General features: G+C 40.1%; 21 protein-coding genes. 17 read left to right on the top strand and 4 right to left on the bottom strand.

Annotated features, from left to right (window positions below):
* From hpsB to ASL19_RS11205, 10 genes are all read left to right on the top strand, one after another.
* Window positions 1-680: hormogonium polysaccharide secretion pseudopilin HpsB (gene hpsB / locus ASL19_RS11250; RefSeq protein ID WP_072149128.1), on the top strand; the 680-nt coding region annotated here is incomplete at its 5' end.
* Entirely contained in the window at window positions 671-1,681 is a 1,011-nt protein-coding gene (gene hpsC, locus ASL19_RS11245) for a hormogonium polysaccharide secretion pseudopilin HpsC (protein ID WP_211942299.1), read from the top strand. The genes hpsB and hpsC, both read left to right, overlap by 10 nt.
* Window positions 1,682-1,881: 200 nt before the next feature.
* Entirely contained in the window at window positions 1,882-2,403 is a 522-nt protein-coding gene (locus ASL19_RS11240) for a Tfp pilus assembly protein FimT/FimU (protein WP_057178413.1), read from the top strand.
* A gap of 197 nt (window positions 2,404-2,600) precedes the next feature.
* Complete coding sequence (locus tag ASL19_RS11235; RefSeq protein ID WP_057178412.1) at window positions 2,601-3,416, top strand: HpsJ family protein; 816 nt, start codon at window positions 2,601-2,603, stop codon at window positions 3,414-3,416.
* Between the two features lie 204 nt (window positions 3,417-3,620).
* Window positions 3,621-4,391 carry a DUF502 domain-containing protein gene (locus tag ASL19_RS11230; protein ID WP_006276374.1) on the top strand — a complete coding sequence of 257 codons (771 nt, stop codon included), beginning with the start codon at window positions 3,621-3,623 and terminating at the stop codon, window positions 4,389-4,391.
* 182 nt (window positions 4,392-4,573) lie between these two features.
* Window positions 4,574-5,215, top strand: a complete 642-nt coding sequence (nusB, locus tag ASL19_RS11225) for a transcription antitermination factor NusB (protein WP_057178411.1) — start codon at window positions 4,574-4,576, stop codon at window positions 5,213-5,215.
* Between the two features lie 75 nt (window positions 5,216-5,290).
* Complete coding sequence (ftsY, locus tag ASL19_RS11220; protein WP_057178410.1) at window positions 5,291-6,817, top strand: signal recognition particle-docking protein FtsY; 1,527 nt, start codon at window positions 5,291-5,293, stop codon at window positions 6,815-6,817.
* 281 nt (window positions 6,818-7,098) lie between these two features.
* Window positions 7,099-8,496 (top strand): PP2C family protein-serine/threonine phosphatase, encoded by a 1,398-nt coding sequence (locus ASL19_RS11215; protein WP_057178409.1) that lies wholly within the window; start codon window positions 7,099-7,101, stop codon window positions 8,494-8,496.
* Between the two features lie 30 nt (window positions 8,497-8,526).
* Window positions 8,527-9,936 (top strand): histidine--tRNA ligase, encoded by a 1,410-nt coding sequence (hisS, locus tag ASL19_RS11210; protein WP_057178408.1) that lies wholly within the window; start codon window positions 8,527-8,529, stop codon window positions 9,934-9,936.
* 215 nt (window positions 9,937-10,151) lie between these two features.
* Window positions 10,152-10,598 carry a hypothetical protein gene (locus tag ASL19_RS11205; protein WP_057178407.1) on the top strand — a complete coding sequence of 149 codons (447 nt, stop codon included), beginning with the start codon at window positions 10,152-10,154 and terminating at the stop codon, window positions 10,596-10,598.
* On the opposite strand, the gene ald is transcribed toward ASL19_RS11205, so the two are convergent.
* On the bottom strand, window positions 10,593-11,678 hold the full coding sequence (ald, locus tag ASL19_RS11200; RefSeq protein WP_006276368.1) for an alanine dehydrogenase: 1,086 nt from the start codon (window positions 11,676-11,678) through the stop codon (window positions 10,593-10,595). The two genes, ASL19_RS11205 and ald, sit on opposite strands and share 6 nt — an antisense overlap.
* A gap of 187 nt (window positions 11,679-11,865) precedes the next feature.
* On the opposite strand from ald, the gene ASL19_RS17600 reads away from it, so the two are divergent.
* Both ASL19_RS17600 and ASL19_RS11195 read left to right on the top strand, forming a co-directional pair.
* Window positions 11,866-12,036 carry a chlorophyll a/b-binding protein gene (locus ASL19_RS17600; RefSeq protein WP_006276367.1) on the top strand — a complete coding sequence of 57 codons (171 nt, stop codon included), beginning with the start codon at window positions 11,866-11,868 and terminating at the stop codon, window positions 12,034-12,036.
* A 72-nt stretch (window positions 12,037-12,108) separates the two neighbouring features.
* Window positions 12,109-12,402: a hypothetical protein gene (locus ASL19_RS11195; RefSeq protein WP_057178406.1), complete on the top strand. Its 294-nt coding sequence runs from the start codon at window positions 12,109-12,111 to the stop codon at window positions 12,400-12,402.
* Here the strand turns inward: ASL19_RS11195 and ASL19_RS11190 are convergent.
* Both ASL19_RS11190 and ASL19_RS11185 read right to left on the bottom strand, forming a co-directional pair.
* Window positions 12,399-13,751 (bottom strand): DUF3370 domain-containing protein, encoded by a 1,353-nt coding sequence (locus tag ASL19_RS11190; RefSeq protein ID WP_057178405.1) that lies wholly within the window; start codon window positions 13,749-13,751, stop codon window positions 12,399-12,401. The genes ASL19_RS11195 and ASL19_RS11190 overlap by 4 nt on opposite strands.
* Window positions 13,752-13,757: 6 nt before the next feature.
* Window positions 13,758-13,979, bottom strand: a complete 222-nt coding sequence (locus ASL19_RS11185) for a hypothetical protein (RefSeq protein ID WP_057178404.1) — start codon at window positions 13,977-13,979, stop codon at window positions 13,758-13,760.
* Window positions 13,980-14,129: 150 nt separating this feature from the next.
* On the opposite strand from ASL19_RS11185, the gene hisH reads away from it, so the two are divergent.
* Both hisH and rsmD read left to right on the top strand, forming a co-directional pair.
* Complete coding sequence (gene hisH / locus ASL19_RS11180) at window positions 14,130-14,765, top strand: imidazole glycerol phosphate synthase subunit HisH (RefSeq protein ID WP_006276363.1); 636 nt, start codon at window positions 14,130-14,132, stop codon at window positions 14,763-14,765.
* A gap of 44 nt (window positions 14,766-14,809) precedes the next feature.
* Window positions 14,810-15,433, top strand: coding sequence for a 16S rRNA (guanine(966)-N(2))-methyltransferase RsmD (rsmD, locus tag ASL19_RS11175; protein ID WP_057178403.1), 624 nt, complete (start codon window positions 14,810-14,812; stop codon window positions 15,431-15,433).
* Here rsmD and petG read toward each other — a convergent pair.
* Window positions 15,422-15,535, bottom strand: a complete 114-nt coding sequence (gene petG / locus ASL19_RS11170) for a cytochrome b6-f complex subunit V (RefSeq protein ID WP_040008399.1) — start codon at window positions 15,533-15,535, stop codon at window positions 15,422-15,424. The genes rsmD and petG overlap by 12 nt on opposite strands.
* Window positions 15,536-15,769: 234 nt before the next feature.
* On the opposite strand from petG, the gene ASL19_RS11165 reads away from it, so the two are divergent.
* Genes ASL19_RS11165 through ASL19_RS11155 form a run of 3 tightly spaced genes read left to right on the top strand, consistent with a single transcriptional unit; the run spans window position 15,770 to window position 17,609 of the window.
* Window positions 15,770-16,147 carry a cytochrome c gene (locus ASL19_RS11165; RefSeq protein WP_057178402.1) on the top strand — a complete coding sequence of 126 codons (378 nt, stop codon included), beginning with the start codon at window positions 15,770-15,772 and terminating at the stop codon, window positions 16,145-16,147.
* Between the two features lie 41 nt (window positions 16,148-16,188).
* The gene (locus ASL19_RS11160; RefSeq protein ID WP_006278692.1) at window positions 16,189-16,905 is read left to right on the top strand and encodes a pyridoxine 5'-phosphate synthase; all 717 of its coding nucleotides are present in this window, start codon (window positions 16,189-16,191) and stop codon (window positions 16,903-16,905) included.
* A gap of 44 nt (window positions 16,906-16,949) precedes the next feature.
* Window positions 16,950-17,609: a hypothetical protein gene (locus ASL19_RS11155; RefSeq protein WP_057178420.1), complete on the top strand. Its 660-nt coding sequence runs from the start codon at window positions 16,950-16,952 to the stop codon at window positions 17,607-17,609.
* Window positions 17,610-17,625 lie beyond the last annotated feature (16 nt).

The raw sequence follows: 17,625 nt of genomic DNA, 5'->3' as shown, positions 1-17,625 counted from the left end.
ATCATCTAAAAAAATATTTACTCTTTCCCGTAGAAGAATATGATGGTTTTACTATTTTGGAATCATTAGTTGCCATTTCAACCCTATCTTTATTATTGATGGTGATTACTCCAATATGGATTATGTCCACAGCCATCCGTATGCAATCACGGCGTGTGGAAATGGCTGCTCAAGCAGCAACATCATTTGTTAATGGGGTGAAAATTGGTTCCATTGTCACACCACAAGTAATATCTGAAATTACTCCTAGTCAACAAGCTTCCAGAAATATTTCTACCAGTCCTCAAGATTATTTGATTACCAGCTCGAAAATGCCAGCACCAACATCAGCAAATGGCTTATATTGTTATAACCAAAATGGCATAATTGGTTTTACGGAATGCCAAAATAATTCCAATAATTTGTTTTATATTCAAGCTGGTACAATTGCCACAAGTTCCAAAAATGAGAGTTATCTTTTGTCCATACGAGTTTTTAGAGCGGATATTGATTTTACTCAACAAATCCCAATTAATAAATCCACCCCATCGCCCATAACTCATAATCTTGGCGATAAACAAGTGCCACTAATACAAATGACCACAGAAATAACCAATAATAAAACCTCTTTTTACTCTCTATGTCAGCGTTTAGGTGCGATCGCACCCACCACTTATTCTAGTTCTACCCTATGTCAATAATCTCCTTCCCTACTCCCTCAAAAAATCGTTCATTCTATGGATTTACCATAATGCAACTACTCGTTGGTTTGACCATAGGAGTCATCAGTATTACTCTTTTATTGAGGTTATTAATTAATGTGATGGAAATAAACCAACAGGAACAAGCTAAAATCACTACTGGAGCAGAAATTCAAACTGCTTTGGACTATATTGCCAATGATTTAAAACAGGCAATTTATATTTATGATGCTCAGGGAATAAATGCTATTAGATCCCAATTACCCTCTACTCCTACCGGTATAGATAGGGTTCCTGTGCTGGTTTTTTGGCGACAGGAAACAATAGAAAATGTTTTGCCAGTTCCCGGAAGTTTAATTAAAGATGATGCTTTTGTTTATTCTCTGGTTGTTTACTATTTAATTAGAGATACTACTGCATCCGTATCTGAGTGGTCAAAATCAGCTCGCATTGCTAGATGGAAAATTAGAGATGGTGTTCTGGCTAATACTAGAGATTTTGATCAGATAGTTCTTTGTAATGGATATACAGGAAGAGATTATATTAAGGGTCCTAACAATAACAAAAGAGAGCAAAACCCAGAATTTTGTCCTGAACCTGGTTTTGCTGCTTTTAATCTCAATAATTCGGGTAGTTTGGAACAAATCATGAATAGTTGGAGAAAGCATAGTGCTAAATATACTAATGATCCCATAGTTTTAGTGGATTATATTGACAGCAGAATTAATAATATACCTCCTGCAGTTTGCCCCCCGAATTCTACTAACCCTAAAATTACCTGGTCAAGGGTTACTTCGTCAATTTTTAGTCATACTACCACTGGTCGGATGACTAGTTTTTATGCCTGCGTAGATAGACTAAATGTAACGGCACAAGTATTTATTCGGGGAGATGCTTTAGCTCGCATTCCTAATAATTTAAATACCAATAGTAATCAACTAAGTCACTATTTCCCCACTGTTAGTACTCAGGTTCAAGGAAAGGGTTTTTTCTATAAATAAGTAAGTTGGCGTTAAAAGACCAAACTATGTAAAGATAAATAGGATAAGTGGGTCGGTGGAATTAAATACAAGATTAATGTAGGTTGGGTTGAAGTATGAAACCCAACACCCGCAGGGGTTAACCCATCCTACAAATAATTGTGCCTTTCTACTTAGTAGTTGTTGCTAAAGTCTTTTTCTACCAAAAGGGAACAATATCTATGAATTATCAAAGCTCCAATGAAGGATTTACTTTGTGGGAAAATCTCATAGTTTTAGCGATAATTGGTATTCTATCAGCAATACTAACACCCTCCTGGCTAAGTTTTTTCACAAACTATCGTCTCAATGTGGCCCAAGAACAAGTTTATCAAGCATTGCGTCAAGCCCAAAGTCAGGCTAAAAAAGAAAAATCTACTTGGCAAGCTAGTTTTAAACAAGAAAATGGTATAGTTAAATGGGCTGTTCACCCAATTTTAGTTCACCCTCCTAATGCGGTTTGGCATAGTTTAGATTCTGCTATTCAATTAGATCGGGAAACTACTTTACGAGAGTCTCATGGTATCAAATATATTCAATTCGATGATCTAGGAACTTTCAGAAACCCACCTTGGGGCACAGTTACCCTGTCTATGAAGTCGGGTGGAACCGCAAAACGCTGTGTTATTGTCTCCACTATTTTGGGTTCCCTCAGAACTGCTAGGGAAAATACTGTCCTCAGAAATAATGCTTACTGTTATTAGGTAAGTAGGGAGGCATGATTATTTATAGGATGGGGTGGGGGCGTTGGGTTTCGTTCCTCAACCCAACCTACGTTCTGTTATTAGGTAATACATTAAGTAATACGAGTTTCAGTTTTTAAAAACCATAACCAAGGTGATGGGCCAGTATGATCAGTATGATATATTTTATGGATGATGGTCATTAGACTTAGGAAAATATGGTTAATCGTCCTACCAACTCCAATACTTCCCTCACTCTCAAAGTAGTAGGGATAGTTTGTATTTTATCTTTTTTCATAGACTTTTTGATTTTGATGCTGGGATTCAACTTTACAGATAAAGAAGCACAAGTTGGTCTAACCACAGCATTAGTAGATCGTGGTGTTGTCCCCATGGTAGGTTTAGCAATGATTCTCATTGCCCATTGGTTGGACACCAATGACCAGGGAAAAAATCCGGGTATGGATTTTAAATTTCCTTCCCTAATACTTTCTAGCATTTTTGGTCTAATGTTTTTGTTGATTTTTCCCCTGCACCTGACAAATGTTGACCAGGTTAGCAAAGAAAAGGTTAATCAAATTGCCCAAGATGCTCAACAAGCAGAGTCTCAACTCAATACCCAGTTGGCCCAATTCCAGGGTCAGCTGAATAATGACCAGGGTCGCGCTCAATTACAACAGGCTCAACTTCAAGCGAAGGCACAAATTACTGAATTACTTAAAGATCCACAAAAATATAAACAAGCACTAGAAAACCCCCAACTTCCCCCAGAACAGAAAGAGTTACTCAAGAAACTGCAGGCCAACCCGCAAGACATAGATAAATTTATTGCCCAGCAGACCGATCCCAATGAAATTGCCAAACAAAAAATCGAGCAAATTCGCCAACGCCAAACGGAAGCGGAAAAACAAGCTAGAGAGAATGCTTGGAAGTCTGGACTAAGAATAGGAATTGGCAGTCTGTTGTTATCTATTGGTTATATTATCATTGGCTGGACTGGATTAAAAACTACATCTGGTACACGTAGGGTTTAATAAACCAAAATCTTGGGTGATCATTGGCTACGATTAACGCTAGGATTAATAATACCTCGAAAACCTGCAACAATAATTTACAGGCACTATATTCTTAATTCTTACTTGCCTATTTGCAGGCCTAAAGCAACTGATCATGAGAAATAAGTAATAAATCTTAAACTTAGGACTCATTTATCTGGACTGACAACAAGGATTTGTGGTATGGAAATCAATCACAAACATTCTAGTAGCCAAAAAAAGGAGAATCCGGGCTTGGTCATGGAACGGCTTAAACAGGACTTAAAAAATGACTTGATAGCTGGGTTGTTGGTGGTAATACCCCTAGCAACCACCATTTGGTTAACCATTACGATTGCCAACTGGGTAATTAACTTTCTCACCCAAATCCCTAAACAGCTTAACCCTTTTGATGGACTAAACCCCATATTAGTCAACCTATTGAACTTTTTAGTTGGTTTAGCAGTACCATTAATTAGCATCCTGTTTATTGGTCTGATGGCCCGGAATATCTTTGGCAAATGGTTGCTTGACTTTGGGGAGAGGATATTGCATGCAATTCCCTTAGCTGGTCAAGTCTACAAGACTCTCAAACAATTACTGGAGACTATACTCAAGGATTCCAATGGCAAATTCCGTCGAGTGGTGTTATTGGAATATCCTAGGAGGGGAATATGGTCTATTGGCTTTGTCACCGGTGCAATTGCCAGCGACATTCAGGCAAAATTGAGTCGTCCTATGTTGAGCATTTTTATTCCCACTACCCCTAACCCCACTACTGGTTGGTATGCAGTGGTTCCAGAAGATGAAGCAATCAATCTGACAATGTCTATAGAGGATGCGTTTAAAATCATTGTCTCCGGCGGTATAGTCGCGCCTAGTAATGGTGTAGTTATGTCCCAATTGCCCTTAACAACTCCAACATTAACCAAAGAAGGCAAAAGCCATTTGGTTGGTGTTGAACCTGATTTTTGACATACTGGTGAATCCTCAATTTATTACGGCTACATGTCAAAACCTGTTTGGTGATGATGAGTCTATGAACACAGGAACTACCGGGATAGTGGGAATTAATTTCCTGCAAAAATATCCTGGTTCTAACCTGTAATGATTGTTAATTTCTTATTCGTACCATATCTACCATATTATGTAAGATTATGCAACCTCGTAAACCCCAACAAATAGCTAGAGAACTAGCACTACTAAGTCTTAGTCAGTTGCCAGTTAATCCTAAAAAATTGCAGAAACTACCAGATGACCAACTAATGGCCAAGCTCGTTCTTGGTGCTGTCCGCACTTTAACTGCAGAAGTACAGGATACGTTGAATAGTGCTGCTGCTGAATTACAGCGCAGTAATGACCGATTATTAACTAGTCAAACCCGTGCATCCGACTTAAGTACGGCTAGAACAATGCTTCAAGAAGCCATTGGCTGCACGCAAACAGCTATTAATCAATTGGGTTTAGCTGTTGACTTCCCTGAGTTGATTCAATTAGCTAATCAAGATAAGGAAGTTCGCAATTACGCTAAGGAAATTGTGGTTACTGTTGATGAGAATCGACCTATTTTAGATCAGATTATCTCCCAGGCACTGGTAGACTGGCAAGTAACTAGACTAGCTCAAATAGATAGGGATATACTTCAAATTGCTGTGGCGGAAATGAAATTTATGGAAGTTCCTCCCAGCATTGCCATTAATGAAGCGGTAGAGCTGGCTAAACGTTATAGTGGCGATGATGGACATCGATTTATTAATGGTGTTTTACGTCGGGTCACAGATCAAAAACAACCTGCTTAATTCCATACCTTGGTGGTTCTGAGTTGTCAATCCTCCAAGGATTAAATCACAATAATCATACTTAATAAAGCTAAAATGTCATTTAATTGGTTTCGCCGTCAACATGATGATTCTTCCGCTAGTACGGAAACTCAAGTACAAAGTGAAACTTCGTCTAATCAGGAAGTGTCACCAGAATCAGTTCCGGAAACAATAATCGATCCAGCGGATCTGTTAGCCTATGCCAAAGCTGCTTATAAAAATATTCAGCAAAAACAACAGTCTCAAGATCAAGAAGGTACGACTGTAACTGATGAAGCGTCTTCAGTTACAACTAGTGAAACTTCGGAAATATCAGAAGACAGCTCTGTTATTAAAGATGAGATTCCGGTGACCAGTACGGATGTGGGTGAAGAATTGATTTCAGACACGGATCATACTCCACCGGAAGTGGGAGTTGATGGCCAGCCGCAATTATCCTTTTTAGAGAGAGCAACTGCAGATAGACAGGCTAAACAAGAGAGATTAATTGCTACTGCTGTGGAGGTTCCTGAACCAGAAACCACGGTTATGCCCAACGTTAGTATTATAGCAATTCCTGAATTAGAACCTGAATTAGAATTTGATGATGGCTTTGTTTGGTCAGCAGAAGTTTTAGCCGCCCAGGGTAGACGAGCAGAAGATATTTCCATAGAGGAAATTACTTGGTTGAAAAAACTGCGTCAGGGACTGGATAAGACTAGACGTAATATACTAAACCAGTTAAAAGCTATTGTTGGACAAGGTCCCTTAAATCAAGATGCAGTAGCAGAAATTGAGGGAATACTGCTACAGGCTGATGTAGGTGTTGAAGCCACTGATCTGATTATTCAGTCCCTCCAGAAAAAACTTCGCGATGAGGTTACCGCCCCCGAACAAGCAATTGCCTATCTCAAGCAAATCCTGAGGGATATGCTGGAGAAACCCCTGGAATCATCACCTAGATCGGGTTTTGCTCCAGAAAAAGATAAACTCACTATTTGGTTAATTACAGGGGTGAATGGTGCTGGTAAAACCACAACTATTGGTAAAATCGCTCACCTAGCTCAGAAATCTGGATATAACTGTTTGATTGCTGCTGCTGATACTTTCCGCGCTGCTGCTGTGGAGCAGGTCAAAGTTTGGGGAAGTAGAAGTGGTGTAGAAGTTATTGCTAACCCTGGTAAAAATACTGACCCTGCTGCTATTGTATTTGATGCGATCGCAGCTGCCCAATCACGGAAAACGGAATTACTGTTAGTAGACACAGCAGGGAGACTGCAAAACAAGAAAAACCTGATGGATGAACTGAGCAAGATTCGTCGAATTATTGACAAAAAAGCTGCTGATGCCCGTGTAGAGTCGCTGTTAGTCTTAGATTCCACCTTAGGACAAAACGGACTGCGACAAGCTGAAGTTTTTTCTCAAGCTGCTCAACTTAGTGGTGTGGTTTTAACTAAGTTAGATGGCACAGCTAAAGGGGGAGTGGCTTTAGCGGTGGTGCAACAGTTAGGTTTACCCATTAGGTTTATAGGTGCTGGGGAAGGAATTGAAGATTTACGTCCCTTCTCCAGTTATGAGTTTGTGGAAGCTCTTTTAAACTAAAAAAGAAACTTTTAAACCAAGATAGAGGGAGGTTGGAAATAAAAATTATCAAAAATAATTCTTTTTTTGGTAAAAACTGGACAACTTCTGGTATGATCTCACACTAGAACCGTTTTTTAGTCATCGGAGAGTGAGCACATACACACGATTCAAAATCTCCGCCTGGAATTTCTAGCCTAAAATACCCTAAAAGTTACATATTCGGTTATGATGCCCTTGCTAAAATGACTAATCTTAAAAGCTTGTTCATTTATTCTAAAACTTACAGAAAATAGCAGCCTGTGTCCCAATTTCCTTCTCAATCCACAGAAATCAATAGTAGTGCCACTAGAGATGTCACCCCAATGGTGGCACTAAAAGAGATTGTGGCTAGGTTACATCGGGAACAGAACAAAATTCAAGAGCTGCTGGGTTCTCTGGGATTTGCCTTGAGGAGTTTCAACAATTTAAATCAGTTCCTGGAACTGATTCCGTTTATGGCTGCTAAGGTAACGGATGCGGATGGTAGTGCCCTATTTCTGTATAAGCCCAATGGTCAAGTTACCTTAGAACAGTTACATTGGCAAGATAGTCAGCAAAGGAAAAGCATCCGTAAAGCTCTGGAAACTGCCAGTAGTCAAATTACCCTTTTCCCCAGTTCAGCGCCAGTCACAACTACTGGCATACTAGATGACCAGATGCAAATGTATTTGGGTCCGGATGTACAGGTTTTTGGTACGGCAATTATAGTTAAACACACAGAAAGGGGTTGGCTATATGTTCTAAGTCGGGATCCTGATTACAGTTGGACAGAGACCAGGCAAAAACTAGTGAGACTGGTTGCTGATCAAACTGGAGTAGCTATTGGCAATGATGAATTGTCTGTAGAGCTGCGGAAAAAAGAACTGTTGGATCAAGAACTGGAAATCGCAGCGGAGATCCAACGGAGACTTTTACCCCGTTTATGTCCTAATATTCCTGGTGCTGTCCTAGCTGCACGTTTTAAACCAGCTAATCGGGTGGGAGGAGATTATTATGATTTTATTGCCACCAATCACACCACCAATTACCCTCCCCACCATCTGAGTCAGGAAAACACCTGTTGGGCTCTAGTGATTGCGGATGTGATGGGTAAAGGTGTTCCCGCAGGTTTAATTATGACCATGTTACGAGGAATGCTCAGAGGTGAGGTACTTCATGGTAATTCAGCAGCAGGAATTTTGCAGAATTTAAACCGGGTTATGTATGCTGACTTAGAAAATTCGAACCGCTTTGTTACTATGTTCTATTCTGAATATGACCCAAAAACCCGAGTTTTGTCTTATAGTAATGCCGCCCATAACCCACCTCTGTGGTGGCATGCCAGATCCAAAACTGTGACTAGACTGGACACAATGGGTATGCTTATTGGTCTCGATGCTAACAGTCAATATGAAAATGGACAAGCTCTTTTAGAACCAGGTGACACTGTAATTTATTATACTGATGGTTTAACGGATGCTGCAGCTGCAAGTGGCGATCGCTTTAGTGAAGATAATTTCATTACTTCATTTAGTGCTGCTTGTCGGTATTGTAATGGGCCCCAAGAAATAGCGGATTATTTATTTGATAAGGTGCAGGAATTTATTGGAACTGATAAACAAAATACTGATGATATGACCCTAGTAGTTCTGCAAATTTCCCAGGATGAGGAACCATAATTAAAAGGATTAACAAAACCAGGTATAAACATGACAAGAAACGAGAAAATTAACTTTGCTACTCCCAGTGGGTTTCCCGAATTTCTCCCTGGGGAAAAGCGACTAGAATTATACTTACTAGACACCATTCGTAAAGTATTTGAGAGTTATGGTTTTACACCCATAGAAACACCAGCGGTAGAAAGGCTAGAGGTACTACAAGCCAAAGGAAATCAAGGGGATAATATCATATATGGAATTGAGCCAATTCTACCGCCGAACCGCCAATTAGAAAGAGATAAATCTGGGGAAACTGGTGCGGAAGCTAGGGCTTTAAAATTCGATCAAACTGTTCCTTTAGCTGCTTATATAGCTCGTCATTTAAATGAATTAACTTTCCCCTTTGCCCGGTATCAAATGGATATGGTATTTAGAGGTGAACGGGCAAAAGATGGGCGTTTTCGACAGTTTCGTCAGTGTGACATTGATGTAGTTGGTCGAGACAAGCTAAGTTTGTTATACGATGCCCAAATGCCAGCAATTATCACAGAAATATTTGCAGCCATTAATATTGGTGATTTTGTCATTCGTATTAATAACCGCAAAATTCTCTCGGGCTTTTTTCAATCTCTGGGGATTGCCCAGGAGCAAATTAAAACTTGTATCGGTATTATTGATAACCTAGAAAAAATTGGTGAAGCTCAAGTTCAACAGGAGCTAGAAAAATCCGGTATTTCCTTAGAACAAAGCAGAAAGATAATTGAATTTATCAACATTGATGCCAATGTGGATGATGTTTTAGACAAACTCAAACATCTGGCAGTAAATTTACCCCAAGCAGAAGGATTTAACTTAGGAGTAAGTGAATTAGAAGCAGTAATTGATGGAGTGAAGAATTTAGGAGTACCCGCCCAACGTTTCTGTATTGACTTATCCATTGCGCGTGGGTTAAACTACTACACGGGAACCGTTTATGAAACCACCCTAATTGGACATGAATCCCTCGGTAGTATTTGTTCTGGTGGTAGATATGAAGAACTAGTGGGAATATTTTTGGGTGAAAAAATGCCAGGAGTAGGGATCTCCATAGGACTATCTAGACTAATTAATCGATTATTAAAAGCGGATATTCTACAGAAATTACCACCCACACCCGCTCAAGTAATGGTAGTAAATATCCAAGAAGACCTAATGCCCATTTATTTACAGGTGTCACAACAATTAAGACGAGCGGGAATTAATGTTGTCACTAACTTTGAGAAAAAACAATTAGGTAAGCAATTTCAGTTAGCAGATAAACAGGGAATTAGATTTTGTGTCATCATTGGTAGTCAGGAAGCTGCTAACGCCAAATCATGCTTAAAGGATTTGAGTACGGGAGAGCAAATAGAAGTTCCTTTCTCTAACTTAGCTAAAACCTTGCAACAAATATTACAACCTACGCTATCCCATGGGGGGTAAAACCCCTTATGGGAATAACACTGCATCCTCCATTGTCTGGCGTTGATATACTATTATAAGAATTGATTCCTTTGGCTAGGTGTCAATTATTTAATTGGATAAAAGCGATCATTTCATCATGGTAAAGTTACTATGGGGTTGTGGTCGCTTGTTTTTAGTTTTATAGTGTTTTATGGTTCTGGTCTCCCTTCTCCTGAAAAAATAACTAACTTATTATGAGCAAATTATTAAACGAATCCCTGTCTTTACAGGTTGCTCAAACTATCAAAAGTCAAGCTAAGAAACCTTTTGAAAACGCATATAAAGCATTACTAGTAACAGATGGCGCTAAATATGTTCAGGGCTTTTTAGTCTTGACCGGACACCCCTATCAACCTATAGAACATGCTTGGATAGAATTGGAAGATGTCATTATTGATCCTAGTTTTACCTATTTGCAAAGAAAAGCCGAAAATATTTGGTATTTCCCCGCACAAGTTTTAACCCTGAAGAAATTAAAAGCAATTATCGAAGAATCAGAAGAGGACTATCCAGAAGATAATCCTTTACCAATATATAGTGATGCACCCTATCAGTATTACGGTGATTTAATGTTAGGTGATCAAGATTACTTAGATGCTTATGAGGCAGCTAATGCAAAGTGTCAGGAGCTAAAGCTATAAATCGGGGAATACTTCCTGTACCGCAGGGTGTAAGAGATGATGGTTTTTGATATTTAAACCTTTGGCTAAAGCTGAGTTAACCTCCAAGGCTTCCAATCCTAAGTTGGCTAGTTGTAACACGTATGGCAAAGTACTGTTGTTTAGTGCTTGTGTAGATGTCCAAGGAACAGCTCCTGGCATATTAGGGACACCATAGTGTAGAACACCTTCATCAACATACACTGGGTTGCTGTGAGATGTGGGGTATAAAGTTTCCACACATCCACCCTGGTCTACAGCTACATCCACAATTACAGACCCAGAACGCATTTGTTTGACCAAGTTCCGAGGAACTAAAATTGGGGCTTTTTTTCCTGGGATTAACACTGCACCAATTAGCAAATCAGCTTCTCTAACAACTGCTTCTACTTGAGCAGAATTGCTGTAGAGCAGTTCCACTCTAGAGCCAAATAGGGTTTCTAAATAGGAGAGTCGCTCCACATTTACATCTAAAATTTGTACCCCAGCGCCCATACCCACAGCAATTTTAGCAGCTTCTGTCCCTACTACACCACCGCCTAAAATTACCACTTTACCGGGTTTAACTCCGGGAACACCCCCCAAAAGCACTCCTCTCCCCCCCTGTTGACTTTCCAAAAACCTGGCACCAAATTGTACTGCTAATCTTCCTGCAATAATACTCATTGGTGTCAGTAAGGGGAGTCTATTAGCACCCACCTGCTCCACGGTTTCGTAAGCAATTGCACAAGTTCCCGAATCTATCAAGTGTTCTGTTAGTTCCCTGTTAGCAGCTAAATGTAAATAGGTAAACAGTAGTAAATCCTTTCGTAAAAATTGGTACTCACTTTTTAATGGCTCTTTGACCTTAACAACTAGATCTTGATGCCATGCTGACTCCGCAGATGCTACTATTTTTCCCCCTGCTGCTAGGTAATCTTCATCTGTAAAGCCCGCATGACAACCAGCCATAGTTTCGACAAATACACTATGGTTATTCTCAGTTAAAACACGTACACTAGCAGGGGTTAACCCTACGCGAAATTCCTGATCTTTAGTTTCTTTAGGAACACCGATTTGCATTTATAACCTCTAATTATAGTTGGTTGACTTATAGATTGCAGCATTCCTCCCATTAGTTCCGTATTGGATTAATCAAAATTCCCAAATTGCATCACGCATCTATTTTGGTTGATTTATTCCTAATGGCAATATAATTTAGGAGTATAATTTATAAAACAACATCATTGACACCAAGGAGCTTTTGATTATGACAGAACCACAACCAACCATCACCCCTAAATTGGAAGAACCCAAGTTTGGTTTCAATGAGTATGCTGAACGATTAAATGGAAGAGCAGCAATGATTGGTTTTATTTTAATGGTAGTGATTGAGTATGTGACTAATCAAGGTGTGTTAGCTTGGTTAGGCTTGAAATAGTTAGCCGTTCTAGCTGGGGAAATGGGGACGGTCCATTAATAATTTAGAGTAACACCGGGAAAGTAAGCTGTTATGAACGCTATATTACCTCAATTTTTGAAGTCATTCTATAGAAAAGATCCCATCATTAGTGTGTTAATCACCATGGGTATTATGGATGCACTTATTGGTGGACTGGATGATAGTTGGTCATTATTTGCTTTTGGTTTAGGGACAACAGGAGTAGCTTTGGGTTTGAAACTGGCTTCTAAATTGTCGCGTTCAACTCGGGAGGAAGAAAGGACCTTCCAATATTACCTACCACCCACTTCCTCCAGCTCCTCATTGCCAATTATAAAAGCAACTAAAAATAAACCACACTACTAGTTTTGTGTTGACAAGGTTAATACCTGTGGGGGAGATGCATCCGGGGGATAAAGAAAATCCACATCCACTAAGGAAGAAGCTCCCGGTTTAATGTTTACAGATATGAGAGGAACCCCGACTTGACCTCTGGTTTGAACTAAATGCACGAATTTGGTTGCAGGTTGACCCTTTTCGTTTTGATAGCGTATGCGCACGGTCCCCCTAAAAAAAACTTGCCGTTGGGGAGTGGTAAAAAACCGTAAACCGGGATTTGTGAGCTGATTTTCTTTAATCGGTGTTTGTAAAGCTAGGGTGACATTCTGTTGGGTGGTGGAGTTATTCCACAGAGGTAGTCTTAAACTATATTGAATGCCATAGTTACCATGGGCAAAATAAGCAGTGTCAGCATACCTAACTAACATGGGTGCGCTTTGAATTTGCCCTGTGCCTAATGTGCCACCATGTAGGGTACTTAAAACATAAGAAAAAGCCCGACCTGGTTCGGGAATAGTTAGATATGCGCTCTGGGGAGTGTCTGCTAGGAATCCTCGCCATTGGGAACCACGAGCAACTCCTGCAACCCTACCATAAATGGTTGGTTTAGCAGTTCCCTCAATGGGGGTGGGAACTTTATCCCTAGGAGTGGATAAATCCTCATTATTGAGTAAATCTTCCCATTCCGCTTGGTTTGGAGCCCGTTCACTACCATCAGCATTTAATTTAGCAAACATGGCTAAACTGGCAGCATAAACAGTTTCATTACTCCATAATCGCATATAAGTTGAACGTCCATTGAGGGGGGGTGTCAGTCCCCTCGTGGGAATTGGTAAATTTAATAAAATTCGACTTTCCCCTGGGGGAATGATGATTTGAGGGGGGAATTTTTCTTGTCGTTTCCCTCTTAATATGTCAGACATTACCCGACTACCAGGACCTGCAAAAACCATTCCAGAGTAGTTAGGAAGTAAAGATTCTAAGGGAATGAAGGGTGCATCGGGCTGACTTAAATAACTAGCAGCGTGCAGTATGTTGACAGTGGCGATCTTTTGACTAGGGTTATGTAAAATTATAGCGTGATACAGGGAACGTAGGTTTTCTGGTGGATCCGCTTTAGCCACGTGATGGGAAAAAACATCAAATCGCCCACGAAATGGGAAATTTAAATGGGCCTTGGGATTTTTTTTGTCTTGCGGGGGAAAAGTAGAAAGTAAAATTCCTTCTCTTAACACCAGTTCGGGACTATTGCTATTAAAAACTGGAACGTCATCTAAACTTCCTGGTAAAGACCGCACTTGTTGATTTTGTATCACCTCTGGTGATGCGATGGGATTTGCTTGGGCAAGGATCAGATCCGGTAATACTAACAACATAAGAAACTAGAAAACCAGCAGCAATAGTACAATAACTACACAATTATCTCCCAAATAATTGGATAAATCAATAGTACAATAATAGTACAAACCTGGTCCAAATAATCCTAAATAATAATATCCCTTGATTTGAGTTGATTGATTTTGGAGAGAATACACAGAAGTAGCCAGAACAATATCTACAGGTAATAGCTGCCAAAAAGTGAAATTATCGGCAAAACCAGCCATATTGGCTAGTTAAAGTAAGAACTGGTGGCGCAGAAGGATTTTTCTAGCCAACTGTCAAAAGAAGTTAATAATATTTTTTCCCACATAACAAATATTATCTAGAATTAGAATATAAATGTTTTCCCGAACCAATTTACAAGGAGTCACTAAATGCCAGTCGTTGCAGTCGTGGATTACGATATGGGAAATTTACACTCGGTCTGCAAAGCTTTGGAAAAAGCTGGAGCAATTGCCAGGGTAACTGCTTGTGGCAAGGAATTAGCTCGAGCAGATGCTATAGTTTTACCAGGGGTAGGAGCTTTTGATCCGGCTATGCAAAATTTGCGCTCCCGCAATTTAGAACAGCCTATAAAAGATATCGTCACCTCCGGGAAACCTTTCTTAGGTATTTGTTTAGGACTGCAAATTCTATTTGAATCCAGTGCAGAGGGAAACGAACCAGGACTGGGAATTATTCGAGGAAAGGTACGACGATTCCGCCCAGAAGCTGGTATTGCTATCCCTCAGATGGGTTGGAATCAACTACAACTGACCCAACCTAAAAGCATTTTGTGGGAACACTTGCCATCTCAACCCTGGGTCTATTTTGTCCACTCCTACTATGTTGATCCCCTTGAACCAGAAGTTCAGTCCGCAACGGTTACCCACGGTAGTCAAACTGTCACCGCTGCGATCGCTCGAGAAAATCTTCTGGCGGTTCAATTCCACCCGGAAAAATCCTCTAATATTGGATTGCAGGTTATGTCAAATTTTGTCGCTCAAGTTCGTGAAAAAATTCCTGCTTAATAAAAATTAACAATAAAGACCAAATTAGTAATAATGCCTTGTCAATGAGCTTGAGAATTTACGGGAATCGTCTGTTGAAAACTTTGCCAGGAAAAAACACTAGACCCACTAGTGGAAGAGTGCGCGAAGCAGTTTTTAATATTTGGCAGGGAAAGATTGACCAGTGTTGCTGGTTAGATCTATGTGCTGGCAGTGGTTCTATGGGTGCAGAGGCTTTATGTAGAGGCGCTAAGTTAGTTGTGGGTATTGAAAAGTCTAGTCACGCCTGTGCAGTTATTCAAGAAAACTGGCAACATCTGGTTGCTGAACAGCAGGTATTTCATATTCTGCGAGGAGATGTTCTTCAACAGTTAAAAAAACTATCGGGTCAAACATTTGATCGGATATACTTTGACCCCCCCTACGCAAGTAATTTATATGACCAAGTTTTAAATGCGATCGCAGGATTTAAACTTTTACATAAACATGGAGAAATAGCAGTGGAACATAGCAGTGATTTTAAAGTGCCAATAATACCTATATGGCAGGTTATTCGCCAGAGGAATTATGGTAACACATCATTAACTTTTTATAGCTGTAGAGAAGAGTCTAAAAGTGATGGGGTAGTGTATTATGATATCTCCCCATCACTGGGAACTCACATCAGTTGTGAGGGATTAACCACCTAATCCACTAGGTCGTTTGTACTGCCTGTAAGCAGCATAAAAAAGTCCGCTCAGGGTGACGAAAATCAAACCCAGAACAATTCCGGAAAGTAGGGGTTCAACCACTATAAATCTCCTCTTGAGAAATATTCAAATTAGGTTCTTTTCTGATTTTACCGAAAAACTGGTTAAAACACAGTTCTTGGTGATCGGAGTTATGGATAGGTTTTAATTACCAGATATGAATGAAAGTTTTTTGTCATAATTTAGGTGGTAAGGATTGGGAGTGAAATAAAGCTCCCAAGGGCCGATAAATGATCACTGATCACAGTTTTGTGTAAACCTAGACCTGAAAAACTTTTGGATAAGCAGCTAACAAAAACCGAGATTACCGTTCACTGGATACCCTTATTGGCTTTAGTGATAATAATTGTTATTCCTATAACTATTTTTACGGTTGATATAGTAGTAAATATATCAGATCCTTATGTAAAAAATGTGCTATCTCTAGTAGGAGATCCAGCACGAGGAGAAGCCATTTTTCGAACCAATTGTGCTGGTTGTCACGGTTGGCAAGGAAGTGGACTGGTGGGTCCGAGCTTAAAAGAGGTGTCTAAGCGCAAGTCCACCTATGGCTTGATTCACCAAGTAATTAGTGGGGAAACGCCCCCCATGCCTAAGTTTCAGCCTGGTTTCCAGGAAATGGCAGATCTGTTAAGTTATTTAGAAGCTATTTAAAACAATTTTGATGATTAAGCGTAAAATAAGGGAGACTACAAGTGCCTACACTGGGTGTAAATATTGATCATATAGCTACCATTCGTCAAGCCAGACGCACGATTGAACCAGATCCCATAGTTGCGGCGATGCTGGCGGAGTTAGGGGGTGCAGATGGGATTACGGCCCATTTAAGGGAGGATAGAAGACATATTCAAGATAGAGATGTGCGGTTATTAAGAGAAACGGTGAGAACCCACCTAAATTTAGAAATGGCCGCCACTGATGAAATGTTAGCCATAGCTTTAGACATCAAACCAGATTATGTCACCCTAGTTCCGGAAAAACGTGAGGAAATCACCACGGAAGGTGGCTTGGATATTCTGGGACAGATTGCTAGAATAGGAATGATAGTGGACAAATTGCAAAGTGCTAACATTCCGGTGAGTTTATTTATTGATGCTGAACCTGCACAAATTGCGGCTACTGTCAAGGTGCAGGCGAAGTTTATTGAACTACACACAGGAAAATATGCCGAAGCTAAAGATGAAACTACTCGTCACCAAGAACTAGCTTTGTTAGCCAAGGGATGCGAGCAGGCCATTGCTGCTGGTTTACGTGTTAATGCTGGTCATGGACTCACATATTGGAATGTATTTCCTGTAGCAGCACTTCCAGGGATGGAGGAGTTAAATATTGGTCATACTATTATTAGTCGAGCTGCATTAGTGGGAATGGAAAGAGCAGTACGAGAAATGAAACAGGCCATGGGGAATTAACTGTGTTATCCAGCTTAAAGTCAAATTTATTGCGCAAGGAACTTATGACTTCCAAAGTATCCAATAACTTACCTCTTTGGTTACAAGAACGGGACACAGTAATTGAACATAGTGCGAACGTACAGTGGCGCTATCAAACACCTCCAGACTATACCCGCTCAAAAGAAAATTTGGCGAAAGAAAGCGTCTGTAATCACCTAGAAGGCTCCCTAGAGGCTATTGTACAGAACCTAGTGCGAACTTTTGAGATGGAGGCTTCTTTTAAGAGCAACCATCAAGAATGGTTATCAGTAGTGAAGGACAAGTTTCGGGTTATTACCAATGGAGGTAAAGAATTTACAGCAGCAGATGTGTCTATTCAAGGAACTTATAATACATTTATGGGTGATTCTGAACATTACACAGCCTCCCAAGAAACCTTTGAATCCTCAGCTAAATTGTTTCAAACCACATTTCCCCAAGGTTTTCCCTGGGAACTGCTGGAAGTGTACTCAGGTCCACCAAAGGTGGCATTTAAGTGGAGACACTGGGGACATTTTCGGGGTGCGTATAAGGATTTTGCTCCCACAGGGGAAACTGTGGAAATTATCGGGGTCAGCATAGCTCATGTAACTGATGATTTAAAGATTATTTCCTTAGAACACTATTTTGACAACAACCTGTTCCTGCAAAAACTCACATCAGGTGGTAAGATCAACACATAATTGTCCAGAAATTGTC

Source organism: Cylindrospermopsis sp. CR12 (assembly GCF_001432185.1).
In the GTDB taxonomy this organism is placed as follows: Bacteria; Cyanobacteriota; Cyanobacteriia; order Cyanobacteriales; family Nostocaceae; genus Raphidiopsis; species Raphidiopsis raciborskii.
The sequence above is the reverse complement of the archived record's forward strand: the minus strand, read 5'-3'. Positions and strand labels throughout refer to the sequence as shown.

What these genes read in the sequence shown, in the direction of transcription:
- hisH (WP_006276363.1), top strand. Translation starts at nt 14,130, where the DNA reads ATGCCAGTCGTTGCAGTCGTGGATTACGATATGGGAAATTTACACTCG.
- ASL19_RS17600 (WP_006276367.1), top strand. Translation starts at nt 11,866, where the DNA reads ATGACAGAACCACAACCAACCATCACCCCTAAATTGGAAGAACCCAAG.
- nusB (WP_057178411.1), top strand. Translation starts at nt 4,574, where the DNA reads ATGCAACCTCGTAAACCCCAACAAATAGCTAGAGAACTAGCACTACTA.
- hpsC (WP_211942299.1), top strand. Translation starts at nt 671, where the DNA reads ATGTCAATAATCTCCTTCCCTACTCCCTCAAAAAATCGTTCATTCTAT.
- ASL19_RS11240 (WP_057178413.1), top strand. Translation starts at nt 1,882, where the DNA reads ATGAATTATCAAAGCTCCAATGAAGGATTTACTTTGTGGGAAAATCTC.
- ASL19_RS11190 (WP_057178405.1), bottom strand. Translation starts at nt 13,751, where the DNA reads ATGTTGTTAGTATTACCGGATCTGATCCTTGCCCAAGCAAATCCCATC.
- ASL19_RS11235 (WP_057178412.1), top strand. Translation starts at nt 2,601, where the DNA reads ATGGTTAATCGTCCTACCAACTCCAATACTTCCCTCACTCTCAAAGTA.
- ASL19_RS11230 (WP_006276374.1), top strand. Translation starts at nt 3,621, where the DNA reads ATGGAAATCAATCACAAACATTCTAGTAGCCAAAAAAAGGAGAATCCG.
- ftsY (WP_057178410.1), top strand. Translation starts at nt 5,291, where the DNA reads ATGTCATTTAATTGGTTTCGCCGTCAACATGATGATTCTTCCGCTAGT.
- rsmD (WP_057178403.1), top strand. Translation starts at nt 14,810, where the DNA reads ATGAGCTTGAGAATTTACGGGAATCGTCTGTTGAAAACTTTGCCAGGA.
- hisS (WP_057178408.1), top strand. Translation starts at nt 8,527, where the DNA reads ATGACAAGAAACGAGAAAATTAACTTTGCTACTCCCAGTGGGTTTCCC.
- ASL19_RS11205 (WP_057178407.1), top strand. Translation starts at nt 10,152, where the DNA reads ATGAGCAAATTATTAAACGAATCCCTGTCTTTACAGGTTGCTCAAACT.
- ASL19_RS11195 (WP_057178406.1), top strand. Translation starts at nt 12,109, where the DNA reads ATGAACGCTATATTACCTCAATTTTTGAAGTCATTCTATAGAAAAGAT.
- ASL19_RS11185 (WP_057178404.1), bottom strand. Translation starts at nt 13,979, where the DNA reads ATGGCTGGTTTTGCCGATAATTTCACTTTTTGGCAGCTATTACCTGTA.
- ASL19_RS11155 (WP_057178420.1), top strand. Translation starts at nt 16,950, where the DNA reads ATGACTTCCAAAGTATCCAATAACTTACCTCTTTGGTTACAAGAACGG.
- ald (WP_006276368.1), bottom strand. Translation starts at nt 11,678, where the DNA reads ATGCAAATCGGTGTTCCTAAAGAAACTAAAGATCAGGAATTTCGCGTA.